We start from the raw sequence: 23040 nt of genomic DNA on the forward strand, positions 1-23040 counted from the left end.
ATCCATCACTCCGACCGCGGGTCGAACTTCGCCTCGTTCAAGTTCGCGCGACGCGCGTCGTCGCTGTTCGTGGCGGTGAGCGGGAGCTCTACGCGCAGGTCGGTGCCTGCCCCCCGGGGGCTGTGGAGAAGGATTCGGCCGCCGAGCGCCTCTACGCGGTCCTTGAGGCCGAGCAGGCCGGTGCCGCGGGCGAAGTCGGCGCCGCCGGCGCCGTCGTCGCGGACCGTGATGCGCAGGAGCGCGTCTGCGGTGACGGTGACGGTGACGGTTGAGGCGTGCGCGTGTTTGGCCGCGTTGGTCAGTGCCTCGGCGACGATGTAGTACGCGCTGACCTCGATTTGCTCGGGGAGCCGCCCGTGGGCGTGTATGTCGAGGTCGACCGGGATCGGTGAGCGGCGGGCGAGCGTGCGCAGCGCCGGGCAGAGGCCGCCCTCGGTCAGGATGGCCGGGTGGATGCCGCGCGCGGTCTCGCGCAGCTCGTCCAGTGCGTCGCTCGCCCCGGCGACGGCGGCGTCGAGCTGTGCGTTGAGCGCGTCGAGTTCGGGCGGCATCGCCGCTTGCGCCGCGCGTAGCTGCAGCGCCAGCACGACCAGCCGCTGCTGGGCGCCGTCGTGCAAGTCCCGCTCGATACACCGGCGGGTGTCGTCGGCGGTGGCGACGATCCGAGCACGCGACGTGGTGAGCTCGGCCCGACTTTCGGCGTTGGCGATGGCGGTCGCGATGAGCTCGGTGAAGTCGGCCAGCCGTTGTTCGGTGTCCTGGGACAGTCGTCGGCGCCCCGATCCGACGCGCATGGCGCCCCAGACCCGGCCCTCGACCACGATCGGGCTGGCGACTACGGAGCGGATGCCCACGAGGGTGATCCCGGGCCGGCGCGACGGCGTCGGGTCGTCCACGTCGCGGCGAGCCGCGTGCCCTGTGGCCTGGACCGCCGCCGTGGCCGTCTCAGGGTCGGGCTTGCCGCGCCAGCCCGGTCGGGACTGCTCGAGCCCATAGCCGCCCAGCACCGTCACCTCCCCGTCGGGCTCGAACCGCACGATCGCCGTGCCGTCGGCGCCGAACAGCGTGCCGACCTCGTCGGCCACCGCGGCGAACACGACATCGGGCCCGGCTCCGTGGGCGATCAGCGTCGCCACCCGCCGCAACGCCGTCTGTTCGTCGGCGATGCGGCGGAAGTCGGCGTACAGGTGGGCGTTGTCGAGGGAGACGGCGATCTGGCCGGCGATGAGTTTGACAGCGTCGAGCCGTTCGATGGTGAACGCGCCGCGGATGAGGCGGTTCTCGAGCAGCAGCACCGCCTGCAGTGTGCCGCGGTTGACGATGGGCACGACCAGCAGCGAGCAGCAGGTGATGTCGGTGAAGTACGGGTCGCGGGCGTAGCGGTCGTCGCGGGTGGCGTCGCCCACGACCAGCAGTTCACGCGTCCGCTGGACGTATCGCAGCACGGACATCGGCACGGCGTGTTCGTGACCGGTACCGCTGACCGGGACGGCGCCGCCGTCGGCGCCGGCTGCGGACAGCTGCCAGTCCTGCCGGTCGTCGCTCCAGACCAGCAGATGGACGCCGGTGGCGCCGGTCATCGCGCTGACCACCTCGACCAGACGGGAGTGCAGCCCGGCCACGTTGGTCTCGGAGCTCAGCGCCTGCGAGGCGGACAGGATGCCGAGCAGGTCGATCGTTCCGGTCGTGACGGTGGAGCGACGATGGGCGGGACCACCCGGCTGGTCGGCGCCGGGTGCGGCGATCGCCTCCGCCGGTGGCCGCAGCGTCGGGTACGCCCAGTCGAGTTGGTCGACTTTCGCGGTCGCCCCCCAGGCGAGGTATTCCTGGCGGGCCTCGGCGAGCAGGTCGTGACCGACGTGTTCGACGCCGTGGGCGAGAAAGAAGCGCGCCTCGCGTTCGGTGATCAGGGCCCGGTGCCACGGCCGCTGCACCTGGGCGGCGTCGCGCCGGGCGGCGTCGAAGCCGAGGACGGCGGCGCGGAAGTCGCCGACCGCCCAGGCCCGCTCCGCCTCGAGCAACCGCAGCAGATGCCGGAAGTTCGCCGGCGCGTCCGCGGCCCGGGCGGCCAGCCACTGCGTCACCTCGTCCAGTTCGCACAGCAGAGGGCCGCGCTCGTCACCGTGGCTGGCGCGGGCCTGCCCGGCGAGGGCCAGGCCGCGCAGCAGGCGCGCCAGGGCAGTCGCGTAGAGGCCGTGGGCAGCAGCCGCTAGCAGCGGCATCGCCGCCGCCGTGTGCCATGTCAGGCCGGCCAGATCATCGAGGATGGCGGCGGCGATCGCGCGGTTGATGTGCACGTGGAACAGCGCCCACGGGCTGTCGGCGTATCGGTCGAACGGGACTGTCGTCCCGGCCGCGACGGAGCTTTCGCCGCGCAGCACACCAGCCAGCCACCGGTAGCTGTCGAGCCACTGGATGGTCTGCTCGCTGCCGGTACGCCGCAAGAAGGTCAGCCCGATCCCCATCTCGGCGACGTAGGCGTCCAGCGATGGCACGCATTCCAGCATGCTCACCGCGGTGGAGTGGTAGGTGTAGCCGGCGTTGGCCAGATCGCCTCCCGCGATCAGCCCTTCGCGCGCCCGCTGAGCTGCTTGGACACAGCTTTCGACCGGTTCGAACCAGCAGCCCTGCAGAGAGAACAGGAATCGGGTCTGCGAGGTGTCGGGCTCGTAGCCGCGCGCTACGCCCAGCGCGACGAACCGCCGCAACGTCCGGTACCCGACGGCGTAATCGCCGCGCACCGCCACAGCAGCGAAGCCGGCGTGGCTGGCCGGGCCGAGCAGGGTACGGGCGGGGCCGCACTCGATCCAGGCCCGCAGCGCTTCCAGGCTCAGCCAGGCGAACGTGGCGCGGGCGGTGAAGTAGGCCGCTGGCAGGACTGCGTTGATCAGACGGCTCGCGGCGAGCAGCGTCGGCTCGGTGGCATCCGGCCGAGTCAGCTCGTCGACGTCTTCGGTTTGGTCGAGCCACTGGTACAGGTCGTCGAGCCGGCGGTCGAGCTGCATCGGGAGCCGGTCTGCGGCTGGCATGACGACACCCAGCTCACGCAGCGACGCCAGGCCAAGCCCGATCGCCTCCGCCAAGCGGCTCCGGTGGGTGAGGCTGCGCACCTGCACCACCGTCGCGTCCGAGCGGTCGAAGCCGGTGGTGCACAACCCCTCGATCGTGCGGTACTCGTCATCGGCTTCCTCCAGGCGCCCCATGCTGTACAGGGCGGCGTGCCGGCCGGTGTGCACCTCGAGGAGCGTGGCCGTCTCGGCCGGGCCGATGAGCCGCAGCGCGGCGGCCAACAGCGCGTTCACCAGCGCGTAGTTCCCGATCAACGCCGCCTGGTCGGCGGCGCGCCGCAGCAGTCCCACCACCACCCGCCGCTCCGCGGGGTCGTCGACCGCGTCGACCACCGCCAGATACTGCTCCGCCGCGACCGCGAACAACTCCGTCACCCCGGCCAGCCGCCGTGCCATCGCCACCTGCAGGGTGCGCCGCCGCTGCGGATCCACCCCGCGCAGGACCACCTCGCGGATCCGGTCGTGGCGGAATCGCACCGCCTCCCGCTCCCCGGGCTCAGCGACCAGAAGGCCCTCATCGAGGGCCGGCGCCAGCGCCTGTTCCACCTCGCCTACCGGCGCGGCGACGGCGGTCTGCAGCACGCTCAGCTCGGCTCGCCCGCCAAGACACGCCATCGCCTCCACCATCCGCCGGGACGTTGGAGGCACGGCCTCAACCCGCGCCGTCAGCAAGCCGGCCATCTCCGACCGGCCCAGGTAAGCGTGCACCTCCGCCGCGTCCCACCGCCACCCGGCCGCCGCCGTCAGCACACCGTCACGACGCAGCGCGTTGAGCATCTCCACCGCCTCGTACGGATTGCCCGACGTATGCGGGTTGATCGCCTCGCCCAGGCCCGCCGCCGCGGCCTCGTCCACGTGCAGCATCTCCGCAACCATGGCGATCGTGCCGGGTACCGGCAGGTTGGCCAGTTGCAGGTGCCGCACTCCGGGCTGTTCCCGCCATCGGGATAGTTGCGCCGCCAGTGGATGCGTCGCGTCCACGTCGCCTTCGCGGTAGGCGCCTACCAGCAACAGCCCGTCGACCGGCTCCTCGCTCAGCACCAGGTCCGCGAAGCCCAGTGGCGTACGCCCCGCCCACTGCAGGTCATCGACGAACACCACCACCGGCCGTTTCCGCGAGGCGACCGCGCGGAGCAGCTCCACCGCCATTCGCTGCGCCCGCACCTGCGCGGTCAGCGGATCCCCCGGATCGGGCGGCACCGCCAGCAACGCCGCGAACTCCGGCACCACCGCGGACATCAGACCCGCGTTCGGCCCGATCGCCGCCAAGATCCGCCCACGGACCTCGGCCAGCTCACCCTCCGGTTCGGCCAGCAACAGCCGACCCAACGCCCGAAACGCCTGATAGACAGCGTCGAACTCCAGATCCCGCCGATACGGGTCGAACTTGCCGGCCACGAACCAGCCGTCCCGGCCCGTCACCACCGGCCGCAGTTCATCGACCAGCACCGTCTTGCCCACCCCCGGCGCCCCGCCGACCAGCACCCCACGACATCGGCCCTCCAGCGCGTCCTCGAACGCCGCCTCCAGCGCGGCTACCTCCTCATCGCGCCCCACCGGCCGCGACGGCGGCAGCAGCCGCAGCGGAACATCGCGCTCACCGACCCGCAGCTCAGCCACTGCACATGGATCCGCGTCGCGCAGCCGCTCCAGGTCGTGGACCACGCCGTCGGCCGTCTGGTACCGGTTGTCCGGCTCCTTCTCCAGCAGATGCATGACGATCTCGGATAATGGCGCCGGCACGGCAAGGTTCACCTGCGCCGGCGGAATCGGCACCCGCGCCAGATGGTCATGCGTCAGCCGCAGCGGGTCCCCGGAACCGAACGGCGGCTGACCCGTCGCCAACTCGTACAGGGTGGCGCCCAGCGCGTACAGGTCGGCACGCTGATCCACCGACCGGCCGGTACGCCCAGTCTGCTCCGGCGCCAGGTACGCCAACGTCCCGACGATCTCGGTGTGATGCGTGAACCCGGGACGAAGCTCGGCCAGCGACGTCGCCAAGGCGAAATCCACCAAGCAGGGGGCGCCGTCGCGGGAGATCAAGATGTTCGCCGGCGTGATGTCCCTGTGTATCACCCCACGGCGGTGCATCCCCGCCACCGCCCGCGCCAATTCCACCGCAAGCCCGATCAGATCATCGACCGCCAGCGGCTTCGCCAGCCCAGCCAGGCTCGTGCCACCAACGTCCTCCACCACAATCGACTCCGGGCACCGCGGCACCTCCACCAGCTGCGCGACGCCCACGACACCACGCAGCCGCCCCAGGATCGCCAACTCGTGCTGCATCCGCCGCTGCGCGTCCGCTCCCAGCGGCTCCTTACGGATGACCCTGCGCCCAGCAACGAACAGCCGAGTCACGCGCGTGCGTTCGCTCTCGTGCACTGTTTCGCCCCGAATGGGCGGGTCTCGGCCCGACAGGGCTCCACCGCTCCCCATCCGACACCTCCGCGAATTGTCGGCGCCTCATACCGTGCATAACACCATTCGAGGGTGCTGGCGACTGTTCATGAGAACGCGACGCGGCGCTAAGCCCGGTAGCGCTAGCCGACCGGCTGGATGTAGGCCCGCACAACCAGTCCCGTACGGTCGCGCGACGCAGGTGACCTGTGATTGCATGCCCTACGCGGGCCGACGCGGCCATGATTCGGATTACCGCTCGGGGCCGCTCGCGGTTACTCTCGCCGACCTCTGCCCGGGCGACCAGGTCCGGGTGGTGGCGTCTGCGGTCGTCCCGCACGGCGTCCACCCGCCAGCCGCGCTGCCGCCGGTCGGCCACCGAGGCAACTACGGGAGTCTGGCCTTCAGCCCGGAAGGCAGGCGGCTTGTGGCCGAGCTTGAGGACCACGGCTTCTGGTCGACCTGAGAACGGCTCAACCGGCCGGGACCGTGGCCGGGCTCACCGCGACCGGCAGCCGCGTTGGGGTGATCATCACCCATGGGTTGCGGAACTCGGCGGGCTCGGCGGTATCGACGGCGATGTCGGCGTAGCGATGCAGCAGGATGCCCAGGGCGACGCGCGCCTCCATACGGGCCAGCGGCGCGCCCAGGCAGAAGTGCAGGCCGTGGCCGAAGCCCAGGTGCGGGTTTGGGGAGCGGCGCGGGTCGAAGCGGGCCGGGTCGGCGAAGACGCGCTCGTCGCGGTTGGCGGCGGCCAGCCACGTGACGACCAGCGTGCCGGCCGGGACGGTGACGCCGGCGAGGTCGGTGTCGGTGGTGGCCCGGCGGACCAGGCGCGGGAACGGCGTGCGCAGCCGGATGACCTCCTCGACCGCGCCGGGCAGCAGCGCCGGGTCGGCCCGCAGGTCGGCCGCGACGTCCGGGTGCTCGTCGAGGCAGAGCACCGCGTTGCCCAGCGTCGCGGTCGTGGTGATGTGACCGGCGAGCAGCAGCAGACCGGCGAAGCCGACGATCTCCTCGTCGTCCAGGCGGGCGCCGTCGGCCTCGGCTTGCACGAGGCGGCCGATCAGGTCGTCGGCCGGGGCGGCGCGGCGGGCGCGGATGTGGGCGAGCAGGTAGGCGTTCATCTCGCGGACCGCCGGGGCGGCTGCGGCCAGGGACTCCTCGCTCGCCAGGCGCGGCAGTGACTCGTCGGGGCCGGCGTCGGTGCGCTCGAAGAGCCGGTCGGCCCAGCTGCGAAACAGCGGCCGGTCCTCGGTCGGGATGCCGAGCAGCTCGGCGATGACGATGACCGGCAGCGGGTACGCCAGGTCCTCGATCAGGTCGAACCCGCGCTCGCCGGCCCGGGCGGACAGCAGCGCCTCGGTCAGCTCGGCAATGCGCGGCTCGAGGCCGGCCACCACCCGCGGCGTGAACGCCTGGCTCACCAGGCGGCGCAGGGCCCCGTGGCGGGGCGGGTCCATGCGCACGAAGTTGCCCCGCTGGAACAGCTCGAAGTCCTCCTGCCGGGGCATGAGGTCGCCGAGGTCTGAGGAGTACACCGCGGCGTCGGCGAGCACCGCGACGGTCTCCGGGTGGCCGAGCACCGTGGCGGAGCGCTGCTGCGGGTCGTAGGTGACGACGCCGTCGCGGCGGCGGCGCTCCAGCCAGGCGTGCAGGTCGCTGGCGGTGAGGGTAGCCATCGCCGCCGGCTACCCGTACGGCCCACGGGCAAACGCCCGCCGGATGTGTACAAACGCCAGTAGTAACTAACGTCTGCGGGGCGCGACGGCGAGCAACAACCCCGCCGCCGAGCTGGCGCTGCTCAAGGCGCTCCTCGGCTACGCCGCCGGAGCGCGCAAGCAGAAGCTCGCCGGGCTCGGCCACGCGCCGCTGCCCGAGCCGCTGCGCAGGCAGGTCGCCGCTCGGGCGCAAATACCTCGGGGCGATGGCCGCGGCCGCCGACTACGCCCGCGTCAACCGGCACCTGCGGCACCGCGTCGTACGTGCTCACCGGCCGGCCGGGCGCGCCGGCGTTCGCCTCGACCTGCCACGGCGCCGGCCGGGGGTTTTGGAACCCGCATGCCCAGCAAGGCAACGGCCTGACGAACGGGACCCGCTGCTATTCCAACCGGGTCACGGTCGGTCGAGTGGGAAATCGGCCTGCAGGCGGGTGCCCTGGCCGTGCGGGGCGTCGAGGGTGAGGGTGCCGCCCAGTGCTTCGGCGCGATCGATGAGTCCGATGAGGCCTGTGCCGCGCTTCGGGTCCGCGCCACCGACACCGTCGTCATGCACCGACAGGTGCAGGTAGTTGCCCCGGACCTGCACGCCGACGTGGACGAGCGAGGCCTGGGCGTACTTGACGGCGTTCGTCAGCGCCTCCGCAACCACGTAGTACGCCGCGACCTCGACCGGTTCCGGCTGCCGGCCGTCCACGTGCACGTCGAGCTCCACCGGGAGGGCGGAGCGGCGGGCCAGCGTACGCAGCGCGGGTCGCAGGCCGCCCTCGGTGAGAACCGCAGGGTGCACGCCGCGCGAGATCTCCCGCACGTCGTCGACCGTGCCGTTCAACCCGGCCACGACGCCCGAAAGCCGCTTCCGAAGCTGCGTCAGCTCCGACGGCACGTCGGCCTGGGCCTGGCGGATGTCCAGCGCCAGCGAGACGAGCCGCTGCTGGACGCCATCGTGCAGGTCGCGCTCGAGCCGTCGGCGGGTCTGGTCGGCGGCGAGCACGAGCCGCGCCCTCGACGCGACTAGGTTGGCGCTCTGTGCGAGCGTGACCGCCTGGCGGATGATCAGCATTCCGATGACCGCGGTCTCGACGACGATCTCGACGCTATCTATCGGGGTGCCCCGGATGAGCTGGACGATGAACAGCACGGCCGTACCGACGACGGGCACGTAGGGCAGCAACAGGTGGCCGCAGCGTGCGTCCGGGCGCACCGCCCAGCGCGGCGTCTTCCGGGTCGGGGTCAGCGCGGCGACTACGGCGAGAGCGGGCCCGGCGACGAACCCGACATTGGCCAGCGGCGACATGCTCTGCGCGCCCTCGGACAGCAGGTACGCGACGACGCTGTCCGAGAACGCCACACAGAACAGTCCGGCTCCGAGAACGATCAGCTGTACCCGGTTCGCCGCCGAAGCGGATACGGCGATGGCCAGAATGACGATGACGGTCAGCACCAGATCGGTGACCGGGAAGGAGATCGCAACCCAGTAGCCGAACGGGGTGGCCGCACCGGCCCGCATCACCGATCCGAGCGCGGTAGCCCAGGTGAGCACAAACAACGCACCCACAACAATGAGCCCGTCGAGGAGCATCACGAGCAGCCCCGCGGGGCGCCGCAGCGCGCCCCGCGCGGGCTGGTCGGTGGCCAGGACGATGATCGCCGCAAGCGCGAAGACCGCCAGGATCAGGTTGACGGCATCCACAGGCGACGGGACGGGCAGCGCGACGTTGCCGAACAGCTGGCGCCAGGCCCAGCGGGACTGCGCGATCATCCAACCGCATGTCGCGGCGCCCATCCACAGCCGCCACCTCCGCTGCGCGCCGGAATGCCGAGCAGCGGTGATCCAGCAGGCAAGGGTCCCAGCGAGCGCGGCGGAGACCTCCCCAGCGTCGCTGACGACCAGCGACCACCACGGGCTCAGCAGCCCCGAACTGCTCAGACCGACAACAGCGGCCACCGACAAAGCGACGATCGCGGACACGGCCGGCAAGGGTCCGCTCGACAAATAGGCTAATCCGGATCGAATGCGGCCATAATCACACGTCTACTAGGTTACCGCGCACGCGTAGGCATCCGCCGCGCCCCGACCCGATCGTCACGTTGTGGCCGGATCACGAAACCGTCACTACCCTCGTATCACCCGGCCGTCCGGTACCGGGTTCGGGCTTCACGGCTGCAGCCTGAAGTGGCCAGCCCGGAGTAAGGGCTACGGAGCCCGGCCTCGGCCTCTGCGCAGGGCAAGCGAGCACCCGGACGACCAGCAGCGGCAGGAGTGCGAGAAGGGCCGGGATCGCGACGGCCAGGCGGACGACTGCGATGGGTCCAGCGCCGCGGATCAGACGGTCGGCACCTATTCCTCCGGTGCCGGCCACGACGGTCTCCGTCGGCGACCAAGCGCTGGGCGATGTGCCGGTCCATCCCGGCGCAGCTCTCGACCCCACTGTGGACGATCGGCCGGGACTCGGTCGGCACCACCGGAGGGGTCGCAACCACCGTCGGCGTGAGGACCGCCGCCGGAGGGCAGCCACGGACGCGTCGCCCCGGAACCTTTCTGCGGCAACGCCTGCGCGCTCAGCCGATCCTCGCGTCGGCGTGGATGGCGGCGGCGTCGTGAGCCAAGGTGTCTGCGGACAACCATTCACCGCTGTTGTTGCCGGCGAACGTCCTTCGCAACGACATCGGTCGAGCCCCGGCTCGCTCCAGTGGGCACTGGACCGGAGTCTGCGAGTCGCCGCCTTGGCTGGGTCAACAGGTTACATGGAACAGCCCGACCGCCGCGCCCTTCGTCCGATTCCAAACAGTGATCACTTTGGGCGTCGGCGCCAGCTTCACGCGGCAATTCCTTCGTTTCAGATAGGCGGCCGCCTCGGGCGAGAGTCTTACGTTGCCGTCCTGGCCGCCGCCCACGATCAAGCGCTCCGCGCCGGCCGCCTGCTTGTACACGTACCTCGCTTCTTGTCGCGAGATCGTATGTGACGTGCCGTAGACGGCTCTGGAGAGCTTCTTCTTCCGCTTCTTTACCCGGCCGTCGGGCTGAATGATGATGTCGTGGTTGAAAACGGTTCCGTCGACTGTGATCGAACCGAACCTCGTCCCATCGATGTGAGGCTTCATCCTTCACCTCCCGGCTGTACGCCGCTGCGCTCATGTCGCCCTGGGCCAGCCTATGCCGACAATTAACGTCCGACGGGTCCGCGGAAGAACCGCCGGGCCGCCTCGGCGTCACGCGGTATACGTACCGCCAGACTCCGTTGCCCCTCACGGACGTCTCGTCAACGTGCCACCTATCGCCTGGTGAGTGCCCGGCAGAACCGGGCGACGTCGGCCAGCAGCGGCGTGAACCGCTGCACCCACCGGAACACGGTGACATGGTCGACCTCCACGCCACGCTCAACAGCAACCGCTCAACGTACCTCCGGCGGTAACAGGAGCCCGGCGAACGCCGGCTTGGCAGGCAGCCACAGATCAGGCCGGGTCGATGACTTCACCGCTCAAGCCTGCCTCGATCTCGCCGACGCTCAACACGACGGCACCCCTCCGCCGTACTTGTTGATTTGCGGACAAGTTGGAATTTCTTCGAAATTCGGTCTTTACAGGACTAAAGACGTCGGCCTAGAGTTTCCGGAAATCGCCCCCGCCGGTTTCCGGCAACCGCCTGAGCTGCGGCGTTGCGCGATCGGCCAGCCATCGAGACAACGTCCACATCGCTATCGGCACCCGTACCAAACGCAGGACACTTTGAGGAGACTCAATGCACACACGCAGGCCCAAAGCGTTGGCAGTGCTGATGCTGGGCTGCTTGGTGCTCGTTGCCACGGCGGTGGGCGCATGCGGTTCCACCCGGCCGGGCGAAACACAGCTCGTGGTCAGCACATTCGGTGACTTCGGATATCGCGACCTGTACACCAGGTACGAGCAGAGCCATCCCGGGGTCAAGATCGTCGAACACGTCGTTTCGTACGACGACCACCACAAGAACCTGCAGGCGCACCTGCTCGGCGGATCGGGCACCGGCGACATCGAGGCCATCGACGGCGGCTACATGTCGCAGTTCAGGGTCATGGCGGACCGGTTCGTGGACTTCAAGGACTACGGCGCCGACCCGAGCCAGTGGCTGGACTGGAAGTCGCAGCAGGCGACCGGCGCCGACGGCCGGCTGATGGGCCTGGGCGCCGACGTCGGCGGCCTGGCGATGTGCTATCGCCGGGACCTGTTCGCGCAGGCCGGCCTGCCGACCGACCGCAACGAGGTGGCCGCGCTGTGGCCGGACTGGCGGTCGTACATCGCGGCCGGCAAGCGGTTCAAGGCCAACGCGCCCGACGGCGTGGCCTGGTTCGACTCGGGCTCCAACATCTTCAACGCCATGATGGGCCAGGCGCCGGTCGGCTACACGGACCCCAGCAACAAGGTCGTGGTGGCGGAGAACCCCGCCGTCAAGGAGGCGTTCGACCTCTCGGTCGAGGCTGTGCAGGCCGGCGAGTCGGCGAAGTTGGCGACGTTCAGCCAGCAGTGGAACGCCGGGTTTCAGCGCGGGTCGTTCGCCACCGTCGCCTGCCCGGCCTGGATGACCGACACGATCAAGCAGAACGCCCCCCAGACGAGCGGCAAGTGGGACATCGCCACGATCCCCGGCGGCAGCGGCAACTGGGGCGGCTCGTTCCTGACCGTGCCGAAGCAGAGCAAGCACCGCAAGGAGGCCGCCGAGCTCGCCATGTTCCTGACCGCGCCCGAGCAGGCGAGCTGGATCTTCCGCACCCAGGGGCACCTGCCCAGCCAGGCTGCGCTGTACGAGGACCCGGCCGTGCTCGGCAACACCAACGCGTTCTTCAACGACGCGCCGACCGGTCAGATCTTCACCGCGGCGGCGAAGAGCCTGCGGCCGCAGTACCAGGGCCCGAAAGACGGCGACATCGGACCGCTGATCGGCCTGGGGATCAACCGGGTCGACAAGGGCAAGCAGCGCCCCGCGCAGGCGTGGCACCAGGTGCTCAAGGACGTCGCGAATGCCACCGAGCCGTAGTCCACGCGATCCTCGGCCGTAGCGGAAGACCCGGAAAGGAACAACGAGCCTGATGGCAGTCCTCGCACCCGTGTCGACGGTGCCCGAGCGGCGGGACACCGCACCGGCGACGGCGGATCGGTGGTCCCGCCTGCGTCACAAGTTCGACGTGAGCGGCACGCCGTACCTCTACATCGCCCCGTTCTTCCTGGTGTTCGCAGTGTTCGGGTTGTTCCCGCTGCTCTACACCGGCTGGATGGCCGTCACCCAGTGGAACCGCGACGTGCCCGGCAGCGACCACACGTTCGTCGGGTGGGGCAACTTCGTACGGCTGGCGCACGACGACTACTTCTGGAACGCGCTGCGCAACACCGCCGCGATCGGCGTGCTGGGCACCGTGCCGCAACTGTTGCTCGCGATGTGGATCGCCCACCTGCTGCAGCGCCGGATGCGCGGCCGCACGCTGCTGCGGATGGGCGTCCTGCTGCCCAATATCACCTCGGTGGCCGCCGTCGGAGTGATCTTCGCTCAGCTGTTCGGGCGCGACTTCGGCCTGATCAACTGGGTGCTCAGCCTGGTCGGCCTCGGCAAGGTCGACTGGCAGGCGGGCACCTGGCAGTCCTGGCTGGCGCTGGCCGTGATGATGACCTGGCGGTGGACCGGCTACAACTCGCTGCTCTACCTCGCCGCTCTGCAGGCGGTGTCGGAAGACCTCTACGAGGCGGCGGACCTGGACGGCGCCGGGCAGTTCCAGAAGTTCCGCACCATCACCGTCCCGGCGCTGCGGCCGACCATCATCTTCAGCGTCATCATGTCGACCATCGGCACCATCCAGCTCTTCACCGAACCGCTCATGTTCAACCCGGGCCAGAGCCCGACCGGCGGCGACTCGCGCCAGTTCCAGACCCTGGCCATGTACGTCTACGAGCAGTTCTGGACGCACGGCAAGTACGCCTACGCGGCCACCGTGTCCTGGGCCATGTTCATGATCATCGTGCTGGCCGTCGGCGTGAACTACCTGCTGTCCCGACGCATTCGGAGTTCCTCATGACCGTCATACCGGTTTCCCGTGCCCACCGCAGGTCTCCGGCGCCGGGCCAGCGCCGCGCCGGAACGAGGACCTACGTGCTACTGGGCCTCATCACCGCGGTGTCGGCGTTTCCGCTGTACTGGTCGCTGGTCGCGGCGTCCGACGACGACTCCGCGGCGGGAAGCTGGCCGCCCAAGTTGCTGCCGGGCACCCACCTGTGGGCCAACCTGCAGCAGGCGTACGCCCAGGCCAACTTCGGTATCGCGCTGGCCAACTCGTTGATCATCGCGACGGTGGTCACGGTCTCCGTGGTGCTCACCAGCACGCTGGCCGGGTTCGCCTTCGCCAAGCTGCGCTTCCGCGGCAGCAACGCGCTGCTCGGATTCCTCCTCGTGACGATGATGGTGCCGGCCCAGCTGGGCATCATCCCGCTGTACATCATGATGTCCCAATGGCTGGGCTGGACCGGACACCTGCAGGCGGTCATCGTCCCGGCGGCCACATCGGCGTTCGGCGTCTTCCTGATGCGCCAGTACCTCTCCGAGGCGCTGCCAACCGCGTTGCTGGAGGCCGGCCGGATGGACGGCTGCTCGACGCACCGGTTGTACTGGCACGTGGTGCTGCCGGCGGCGCGGCCCGTCGCCGCGGTGCTCGCGCTCTTCACCTTCATGAACGCCTGGAACGACTTCTTCTGGCCCCTGCTGGCCCTCGGCCAGGGCAACCCGACCGCGCAGGTCGCACTGTCCACATTGGCCGGTGGGTACTACATGGACTACTCGCTGGTGCTCGCCGGGACCCTGATCAGCACGGCGCCGATACTGCTGGTGTTCCTCGTCCTCGGCAAGCAGATCATCGGCGGGATCATGCAGGGAGCCGTGAAGGCGTGACCTGGACCGTCTGGCTCGTCCCGCACTTCCACTACGACCCCGTGTGGTGGAACACCCAGTCCGCGTACACCCAGACGTGGGACCACCCGCAGGTGGCCGACGCGGGCGCGGCGCGCTTCGCCTGGCCCGGGCACAGCGCATTCAGCCTCGTCAAGGCGCACCTGGCGAAGACCCGCGAGGACCCGCAGTACTGCGTGGTCCTGGCCGAGGTGGACTATCTCAAGCCGTACTGGGACACGTATCCCGAGGATCGCGAGCTGATCCGGCGGCTGATCGCGGACGGGCGCCTGGAGCTGGTCGGCGGTACCTACAACGAGCCCAACACGAACCTCACCGGCGTCGAGACGACGATCCGCAACGCCGTGCACGGCGTCGGATTCCAGCGCAACGTCATCGGAGGGGACCCGGCCACCGCGTGGCAGCTGGACGTGTTCGGCCACGATCCGCAGTTCGCGCAGGTGATGGCCGGCGCCGGGCTGACCTCGATCGCCTTCGCGCGGGGCCCCTACCACCAGTGGGGGCCGATGCTGACCAGCTGGAACATCCGCGAACATCGCAAGCCGTTCGGGCCGGTCCAGTTCCCCACCGAGTTCGAGTGGGTCTCGCCCAGCGGCGACGGCCTGCTCACCCACTACATGGCCGGTCACTACTCGGCCGGCTTCAGCCTCGACGCCGCCCAGGACCCGCGGACCGCGGCGGCAGAGCTGCACGAGCTGTTCACCGAGCTCCGGCCGGCCGCCGCGACCCACAACGTCATGATTCCGATGGGCAGCGACTTCAGCCCGCCGATGCGATGGGTCACCGAGCTGCGGGCGGCCTGGGACGAGCGGTACCCGCATGTGCGGCTCCAATTGGGCCTGCCGCGGGACTTCTTCGCCGCCGTCCGCGGCGAGCTCGCCGCGAGGGGCGTGCACGCCACGCCCCAGACCCGCGACATGAACCCGATCTACACCGGCAAGGACGTCACCGCGATCGACACCAAGCAGGCCCACCGCCTGGTGGAGACGCTGCTGCTGGACGCCGAGAAGTGGGCCACCTTCGCCGCATTGCACGGCGCGGCCTACCCCGCCGCGGCCATCGACAAGGCGTGGCGGCTGCTGCTGTTCGGCGCGCACCACGACGCGATCACCGGAACCCAGTCCGACCAGGTCTATCTCGACCTGATCGCGGGCTGGCGCGAGGCACACGACCTGGCCGCCGACGTCGACCGGGCGGCCCGCCGGCATCTGGCCGGGCACGTCGACACCCGCGGGGAGGGCACCGCGCTCGTCGTGTTCAATCCCTTGGCGCACACCCGGACCGACACCGTCAGCCTGGACATCGAGCTCGACAACGCCGGAGGGGTCACGCTCACCGACAACGGCGGAGCCCCGGTCCCGTACCTCACCGAGACCCTCGAGCACGCCTCCGACGGGCGGCCCGGCCGGGTGCTGCTGCGATGGGTCGCGCGCGACGTGCCGTCGATGGGCTACCGCACCTACCGCCTGCGGCCCGGCGCCCCCGAGCCGTCGGCGTCCGCGTGGCGGCGCGTCGAGACGACGAGCATCGCCAACGACCGCTACCGGCTTCGCGCGGATCCCGGGCAGGGCGGCGCGCTGACCGAGATCACCGACCTCGCCTCCAGCCGGGACATCCTCCCGCCGGGCCGGGTGGGCAACGAACTGGTCTGCGTCGCCGAACACCCCGACCATCCGGAGTTCGGCGAAGGCCCGTGGCACCTGCTCCCCCGCGACGTCGTCTGGCGCAGCTCGGACGCGGCGGCCGGCGTCACCGTCGAACGCTGCCCGATCGGCGAACGGATCGTCGTGACCGCGGAAATCGACGGATGCCGCTACACGCAGTACACCACGCTGTGGCACGGCATCGACCGGATCGACTTCGCCACGGCCGTCGACGGCTTCGCCGCCACCGACCGGCTCCTGCGCGTGCGCATCCCCTGCGACGTCCCGAGCGGCATGCCCATCAGCGAGACCGCGGCCGCCGTCATCGGCCGCGGCTACGCGCTGCTCGACGCGGACGCGGCGGAACATCCCCGGACCCTGGACAACACGGCGCACCGGTGGTTCGGCCTCGGGGCGGCGCTGACCGTCCACCTGCACGATCCACAGCACCGCGGCGAGCGTTCCCGGGCGGTGTCGATCGCCGAGATCGTCGTCCCCGACGGTGATCAGGGCATGCCCTCGACCCGGCGCCTCGCCGTCGGACTGGCCCGGGCAGGTGTCACCGCCACCGTGACGACCGCGACGGGCAACCGCTACGGCGCGCTGGACACCGACTCCAACCTGCCCGACTGCCGCGTCGCGGTCGGTACCCCGCAGCGCAACGGCTTCGTCGCCGAGCTCCTAGACCGGGCGCCGGCAGCGATCGCCGCTGAGCTGGCCGCTCAGCTCGAGGCCACCGGCACCGCCCGCCTGTGGATTCCGGCCGAACGGCCGCTCGGCGAGGTGTGGCGGCCGGGCGCCGACGTGCGCCCGATCCGCGATCTGCCGGTACTGCTGATCGCTGGCACCGACGCGCAGGCCGAGCATTCGGCCGTCACCGATCTCCTCGATGACCTCTGCGACGCGAACGTCCACGTCACACAGCCGTTGGCGCTCCACCACAACGAGACCACCGTCGACGGCTACACCGTCGCGCTCCTCAACCGCGGCACCCCCGGCTTCGCGGTCGAGCCCGACGGCACGCTGAACATGTCGCTGGCTCGCGCCTGCACCGGGTGGCCCACGGGAACGGCGATCAACGTGCCGGATCTCAACGCACCGGGTGGGCGCAGCTTCCAGCACCACACCAGCAGGCGCTTCGAGTACCACCTGGTGAGCGGCCCCGGCGGCTGGCGCACCGCCGGGTTCGTGGCCGCCGGGCAGTCCGTCAACCACCCGCTCACCGCGACGGTCGCACCGGCCGCCCGCGGCCCGTTGCCGGCCACCGGCTCCCTGCTGAGCGTCGAGCCCGCCGGAAGCTTCGTCGTCACCGCGGTCAAGCCGCGCGGGGAACCGCTCGCCACCGGCGTCGCGGCCCCCGCGGACGCCGGCGACGGCCTGATCGTGCGCGGTTACGAGCCCCACGGCCGCACCGGCCGCGTCGCGATCCGCCTCGCCGGCGGTGTCACCGCGGCCGCGGCCAGCGACCTGCTCGACCGGCCGGGCGCTGCCCTGAAGCACGACGGCCGGCAGGTGCAGTTCGACGTCGAGGGGTACCGAATCGCCTCACTCGCCCTGTCGCCGGCCTGGGCCGAGCGGGGCCGGACGGCGCTCGTCGCCGGCAGCGAACCGGTGCAGCCCATGTTCACCCGCTACTGGCTGCACAACTGCGGCCCCGCGCCCATGGGCAACCTGCCGGTCACGCTCACTCTCCGCCCGGACGAGGAGCAGGGAGACAGTGGCACCGCGGCCGGCCTGCGGCTGCGCGCGCAGATCGTCTGCGACAACACCGACGCCGGCTACGACGGGACGCTGCTCGTCAGAGCGCCCGAGGGATGGGTCGCCACACCCGGATCGAAGCCCGTGACAGTCGTCGCGGGCGGCTACCTCGGCGTGCCCGTCACGGTCACGGTTCCCGACGCCGCCGCGCCCGGCTGGTACGCGGTCGCGGCGAGCATCACCCACCAGGGCCAGCACCTGGAGGACGTGTTCATCGTGCCCGTCGGCCGGCCCGAGCCGGGGCCGCTGCTGCGCGCCCGCAGCGAGATCGAGCAGCTCACCCTGAGCCCCGGGATGCGAAGCCGGGCACGCGTGCGGGTGAGCCACGCCCTCCGCACGCCGCTGCACGGCTACGTCCAGCTCATCACCCCGCACCACATCTGGCCGCTGACGAGCAACCTGACCCAGGGCTTCACCATCGAACCCGGGTCCACGGCATCCGTCGATTTCCACGTCGCCGTCCCGGCCGCGACGCCGCCCGGGGAGTTCTGGGCCCAGCCCAAGATCTGCGCCTACGGGCGCATCACCTACGCCGAACCTATTCGCGTCATCATTCGGCCCAGCGATGGCGATGGTGCCGCTGGCCGCCTCGATCAGCCGGCCCCTGCCGCGTATGGAGACGCTCTCCGCGTGGACCGTCACCCTCGCGCCGCGGATGGTGACCGCCGCGCTGACAAAACATGCTTGCCCTCATGACACACATCGGTGGCGGTCCCGTGCTTTTCGCGGTGGCGGGGCTTCGGCTGGGAAGCCGGGTGAGTGAGCAGTACAAGGGGGCATGCGGCGTTCAGGGTGTCGGCGGGTGTCCACAATGAGCCCGATGGTCCGCCCGTCGACCGGCCGGCGAAGGAAGCCCGAGACACCCTATCCAACCATGCGGGTGAACCGGGTCGGGGTTCCGGCGGCGCAGGCTGGTGGGTGACGACAGTCGATGCCGTCGTGGTCGGCTCCAGGGTCAACGGGCCGGTCGCCGCCGCGGAGCTAGCCTTGGCCGGCTGGTCCGTCGCGCTGGTTGAACGCAATCGCGACCTCGGTGGGTTCATCGCCACCGAGGAGCGCACGCTGCCCGGATACCTGCACGACACGTACTCGTCTTGGCATCCGCTGTTCCTCGCCGGGCCGGTGTTCGCACGGCTGCGGCAACCGTTGGCCGAGCACGGGTTGCAGTACCGCAACACCGAAGGCTGGCTGTGCGCAAGCGTGGCCGACGACGGGCGGGTGACGGCGGCGCACCGGGACCCTGTGGTTACCGCCGACGGGTTCGCGGTCGCGGCCGACCGCACCGCCTACCTGGCGTCCCTGCGACGGCTGGGCGACAACATCGGCCCGATCTCCGGACTCATGAGCAGCGAACTACGCTCACCGACGCTGCTGCGCCACGTCGCCGGGCTGCTGCGGATCGGCGGCCGCGCCGGCTTGGAGTCCTGGCTGCGCTCGATCGTCACGAGCGGCCGTGGGTATGTACGTGCGAACTTCCGCGGCCACGAGGTTGACCACTTGCTCACCCCCTGGCTCCTGCACGCGGGATTGTCGCCCGACCACGCCGGAGGCGGATTCATGGTGCCGCTGCTGGCCGCGACCCTGCACGGGTACGGCACGCCGGTCGTGGCCGGCGGCGCCGGCCGATTCGTCGAGGCGTTCCGTTCGCTGCTCGACACGCTCACGGTCCCGATCGAGACGGGTACACCGGTCGAGCGGATCCTGGTGGAGCGGGGCCGGGCCGTGGGCGTGCCGGCCGGCAACCGGGTGATCCGGGCCCGGCGGGCGGTACCGGCCTCGGTGACGCCGACGGCGCTGTACGGCAGCCTCCTGCCGCAGGGCACCGTGAATGCGCGGGTGCGTGAGGAGGCGCACAGATTCCGGTACGGCCGCGCCGCGATGCAGATCCATGTCGCGCTGTCCGCTCCGCTCGGCTGGCGTGACGAGCGGCTCGGCACGATGCCGATCGTGCACCTGTCCGACGGCGCGGCCAGCACGGGCATTGCCCGCGCCGAGGCCGAGGCGGGGTTGCTGCCCGCGCGACCAACCGTGGTGGTCGGGCAGCAGTTCCTCCTCGACCCGGTGCGGGTCCCGCCCGGACGCGCGGCGTTGTGGCTGCAGCTCCAGGAGATTCCGTACGCGCCGCGCGGTGATGTCGCCGGCGTGCTGGACGTGGGCCAGGGCTGGGAAGAAGACCTCGTCCGGGGATACGCCGACCGAATCCTCGACCGGATCGCCGTACACGCGCCGGATCTTCGGGCCAAGGTCCTCGCCGTCGACGTGGTCACGCCAACGCAGTTGGCCGAGCACAACCCGAATGCGGTCGACGGCGACCCGTACGGCGGCTGTGCCGAGTTGCATCAAAGCTTCCTGTGGCGGCCGCTGCCCTCGTCCGGACGGCACGCTACGGCGGTACGCGGGCTGTGGCACATCGGTGCCGCCACCCATCCCGGGTCAGGCCTCGGCGGCGGCTCCGGGCACATGGTCGCAACGAGACTGACCCGACGGCAGGCTCGACGGCGCTGACCCACAGAATCGCTTGTAGTGACATCCGATGGCATCTCTCTGAACCGCCGGTACCTCCACGAACTGAAGACTAGAAATTGGACTAACCTGATATAAATGGACTCCGGTTCGCTGTCCCGGCTGGTGCGACCGACACCCCCGCCCCGATGGTTGGGGATCGCGGTCGCCGCCTTGCTGATCGTGGTGGAGACCCTCCTGGTCTATCCACTCTGGGCGGTCATGACACCGTTCTTCCCAGGCTTGATGTACATCGTCATCTACATCGTCGGCGTGCTGGTGGCCTCGTTGGTGTGGGGAATGTGGCTGGGGATGGCCACAGCGGTGGCGAGCACCGTGGCGTTCGTCTTCTTTCATGTCCTGCCCGTCGGCAGGTTCGTCGTCTTTGACATGCGGCAAATCGTCGGGTTGGCGGTCTTGCTCATCGTCGGGGTGTCCACGAGCGCGGTGGCGGACCTGTCCCGGCTGCGCACCGTCCAGGCCGAGGAATCCGATCTCAACGCCGAGATGGCCCGGCTGCTGCTGCACGCAGACGACCCACCCGCAGTGCTGCCCCCAGTCGCACAACGCATCGCCCCCAGATCACCGGTACCGGTCGAACTCGACCTTCACGCCGGCCCGCGCATGCCCCCAGTGGTTGAGGTTGCCGCGTATCACGTCGTGTCCGAAGCACTGACCAACGCGGCCAGACACGCCCACGCCACGGTGGTGCACATGCAGGCGGCAACCCGGGACGAGACCCTACACCTGTCGATCCACGACGACGGCGTCGGAGGCGCCGACCCAAACCGCGGGGCCGGCCTCACCGGCCTCCGGGACCGCGTCGAGGCACTCGGCGGACACCTCACCATCACAAGCCCCGCCGGCGGCGGCACCCTGCTATCGGCCACCATCCCCTGCGCCCCTGCGTAGCGGCCGTGAGGGGCTTGCGCTGCTTGCGTGTCAGTCGCCAGTAGTGCTCAGTAGTCGACTATAGTTGTCGGTGTGAACTTGAAGGAATGGGCAGCGGCCACGGGTATCTCGTACGCGACAGCACGTCGGCGTTACGAGTCCGGAACGCTGCCCGTTCCCGCGTACCGTCTTGGCAGGCTGATCATGGTGGGCGAGCCGCTGACCGGCGCGACCACCGGTATCGGACAGACCGTGGTGTATGCCCGAGTGTCCTCGGCAGACCAGAAGCCGGACCTGGACCGGCAGGTCGCCCGGGTGACCGTCTGGGTCACCGGCCAGAAACTCGCCGTGGATCGGGTGGTGACCGAGGTCGGGTCAGCGCTCAACGGGCACCGCAAGAAGTTCCTCGCCCTGCTGCGCGACCCGGCGGTGTCGACCATCGTGGTCGAGCACCGTGACCGGTTCGCCCGCTTCGGCGCTGAGTACGTCGAAGCCGCCTTGGCGGCGCAGGGCCGTCGCCTGCTCGTGGTCGATCCGGCCGAGGTCGATGACGACCTGGTCCGCGACGTGACCGAGATCCTGACGTCGTTGTGCGCCCGGCTCTACGGCCGCCGGGCCGCAGCCAGCCGGGCACGCCGGGCCGTCGAAGCGTCAGCCGAGGACCCGACGTGAAGACGATCCAGGCGTACCGATTCGCGCTCGACCTCACCCCGAGCCAGGAACGCGACTTGCTGGCGCATACCGGAGCTGCCCGGGTTGCCCACAACTGGGCACTCGCGAAGGTCAAGGCGGTGATGGAGCAGCGCACGGCCGAACGCTCGTACGGTGTGCCGGACGAACTGTTGACACCGTCGCTGTCGTGGTCGCTTGCCGGGCTGCGTAAGGCGTGGAACGCCGCGAAGTCCGATGCTGCGCCGTGGTGGACCGAGGTGTCCAAAGAAGCGTTCAACACCGGCCTGGACGCCCTCGCGCGCGGCTTGAAGAACTGGGCCGACTCCCGCAGCGGCAAGCGCGCCGGACGGCCGGTCGGTTTTCCCCGGTTCAAGTCCCGTCGGCGCACCACACCCAGCGTGCGGTTCACGACCGGCGCGATCCGGGTCGAGCCGGACCGGACGCATGTGGTCCTGCCCCGGCTGGGTCGGCTGAAGCTGCACGAGTCCGCCCGCAAACTCGCCCGTCGCCTCGACAATGGCACCGCCCGGATCATGTCCGCCACGGCGCGGCGTGACGGCGGACGCTGGCACGTGTCGTTCACCGTCGAGGTCGAACACGCCGAACGCCGCCCGGCCCCGCAGGATTCCGTGGTCGGCGTGGACGTCGGAATCAAACACCTTGCGGTGTTGTCGACGGGCGAACTCGTCGACAATCCCCGACACCTCGTGACCGCGCAGCAGCAGATGCGGGCACTCGGCCGGGCGCTGTCCCGCAAGACCGGGCCGGACCGACGCATCGGGCGGCGGCCGTCGAAACGGTGGGAACGCGCAGCGGCCCGGCTCGGCCGCGCCCATGCCCGGGTGGCGAACCTGCGCCGCGACGGCCTGCACAAGCTCACCACCCGGCTGGCACGCGAGCACGGCACGGTCGTGGTCGAAGACCTCAACGTCACAGGCATGCTCGCCAACCGCAAGCTGGCTCGGCACATCACCGACGCCGGCTTCGCCGAGATCCGCCGCCAACTGGCGTACAAAACCGACTGGAACGGTGGGCGTCTTCTGATCGCCGACCGTTGGTACCCGTCGTCGAAAACCTGCTCTGGTTGCGGCACAGTGAAATCCAAGCTGTCCCTGGCGGAGCGTGAATTTTGCTGTGAGGCGTGCGGTCTGGTCATCGACCGGGACCGCAACGCCGCCCTGAACCTAGCCGCGCTCGCGGCTGAATTCGACACCGCCGGGAGTGGCCCGGCGGCTGGACGTGGAGCCGACCAGAAGACCCGCGTACGCGGGCAGGTGGCTGCGAAACGTCAACCCGGCACGGCATCAGCCGGTCAGACCGGGACCGTCCCGCCGCAAGGCAGGACTACTGATCGTGTGCTTGCTAAAGCACACTGAAAGGTAACGGGTCGTGAGCTTCACGGTCGTCATGTGATCCATTGTGTCCGGTCGCTCTCCGACTGCCCGCGCCGCCGGCATCGGACGGTG

General features: G+C 70.3%; 12 protein-coding genes and 2 pseudogenes. 9 read left to right on the top strand and 5 right to left on the bottom strand.

Features of this window, described 5'->3' with window-relative positions:
- Positions 1–5: 5 nt before the first annotated feature.
- Positions 6–5354, bottom strand: coding sequence for an AAA family ATPase (locus ACPPVO_RS33750; RefSeq protein ID WP_426502585.1), 5349 nt, complete (start codon positions 5352–5354; stop codon positions 6–8).
- A gap of 584 nt (positions 5355–5938) precedes the next feature.
- Positions 5939–7147, bottom strand: a complete 1209-nt coding sequence (locus ACPPVO_RS33755) for a cytochrome P450 (protein ID WP_426502586.1) — start codon at positions 7145–7147, stop codon at positions 5939–5941.
- A 279-nt stretch (positions 7148–7426) separates the two neighbouring features.
- Here ACPPVO_RS33755 and ACPPVO_RS33760 point away from each other — a divergent pair.
- Positions 7427–7510 (top strand): annotated as a pseudogene (locus tag ACPPVO_RS33760) (RtcB family protein); the annotation flags it as partial.
- Positions 7511–7580: 70 nt separating this feature from the next.
- Here the strand turns inward: ACPPVO_RS33760 and ACPPVO_RS33765 are convergent.
- From ACPPVO_RS33765 to ACPPVO_RS33775, 3 genes and pseudogenes are all read right to left on the bottom strand, one after another.
- On the bottom strand, positions 7581–9155 hold the full coding sequence (locus tag ACPPVO_RS33765) for a sensor histidine kinase (RefSeq protein WP_426502587.1): 1575 nt from the start codon (positions 9153–9155) through the stop codon (positions 7581–7583).
- A 764-nt stretch (positions 9156–9919) separates the two neighbouring features.
- Entirely contained in the window at positions 9920–10288 is a 369-nt protein-coding gene (locus tag ACPPVO_RS33770; RefSeq protein WP_426502588.1) for an Mth938-like domain-containing protein, read from the bottom strand.
- 112 nt (positions 10289–10400) lie between these two features.
- Positions 10401–10566 (bottom strand): annotated as a pseudogene (locus tag ACPPVO_RS33775) (IS6 family transposase); the annotation flags it as partial.
- Between the two features lie 470 nt (positions 10567–11036).
- On the opposite strand from ACPPVO_RS33775, the gene ACPPVO_RS33780 reads away from it, so the two are divergent.
- The 8 genes from ACPPVO_RS33780 to tnpB all read left to right on the top strand — a co-directional run bounded on the left by ACPPVO_RS33780 (position 11037) and on the right by tnpB (position 22950).
- Positions 11037–12194, top strand: a complete 1158-nt coding sequence (locus ACPPVO_RS33780; protein WP_426502589.1) for an ABC transporter substrate-binding protein — start codon at positions 11037–11039, stop codon at positions 12192–12194.
- A 52-nt stretch (positions 12195–12246) separates the two neighbouring features.
- On the top strand, positions 12247–13224 hold the full coding sequence (locus ACPPVO_RS33785; protein WP_426502590.1) for a carbohydrate ABC transporter permease: 978 nt from the start codon (positions 12247–12249) through the stop codon (positions 13222–13224).
- Positions 13221–14090 carry a carbohydrate ABC transporter permease gene (locus tag ACPPVO_RS33790; protein WP_426502591.1) on the top strand — a complete coding sequence of 290 codons (870 nt, stop codon included), beginning with the start codon at positions 13221–13223 and terminating at the stop codon, positions 14088–14090. The genes ACPPVO_RS33785 and ACPPVO_RS33790 overlap by 4 nt, the downstream gene beginning before the upstream one ends.
- Entirely contained in the window at positions 14087–18205 is a 4119-nt protein-coding gene (locus ACPPVO_RS33795) for a glycoside hydrolase family 38 C-terminal domain-containing protein (protein ID WP_426502592.1), read from the top strand. Before ACPPVO_RS33790 ends, ACPPVO_RS33795 begins: the two co-directional genes overlap by 4 nt.
- A 222-nt stretch (positions 18206–18427) precedes the next feature.
- Positions 18428–20014: a phytoene desaturase family protein gene (locus ACPPVO_RS33800; RefSeq protein ID WP_426502593.1), complete on the top strand. Its 1587-nt coding sequence runs from the start codon at positions 18428–18430 to the stop codon at positions 20012–20014.
- Between the two features lie 96 nt (positions 20015–20110).
- Positions 20111–20923, top strand: coding sequence for a DUF4118 domain-containing protein (locus ACPPVO_RS33805; RefSeq protein ID WP_426502594.1), 813 nt, complete (start codon positions 20111–20113; stop codon positions 20921–20923).
- Between the two features lie 72 nt (positions 20924–20995).
- On the top strand, positions 20996–21574 hold the full coding sequence (locus ACPPVO_RS33810; protein ID WP_426502595.1) for an IS607 family transposase: 579 nt from the start codon (positions 20996–20998) through the stop codon (positions 21572–21574).
- A complete protein-coding gene (gene tnpB / locus ACPPVO_RS33815; RefSeq protein ID WP_426502596.1) occupies positions 21571–22950 on the top strand; it encodes an IS607 family element RNA-guided endonuclease TnpB in 1380 nt (459 codons plus the stop codon). The genes ACPPVO_RS33810 and tnpB overlap by 4 nt, the downstream gene beginning before the upstream one ends.
- The last annotated feature ends 90 nt before the right edge of the window (positions 22951–23040 follow it).

Origin of the sequence: Dactylosporangium sp. McL0621 (genome assembly GCF_049995355.1) — a bacterium.
Classification (GTDB): domain Bacteria; phylum Actinomycetota; class Actinomycetes; order Mycobacteriales; family Micromonosporaceae; genus Dactylosporangium.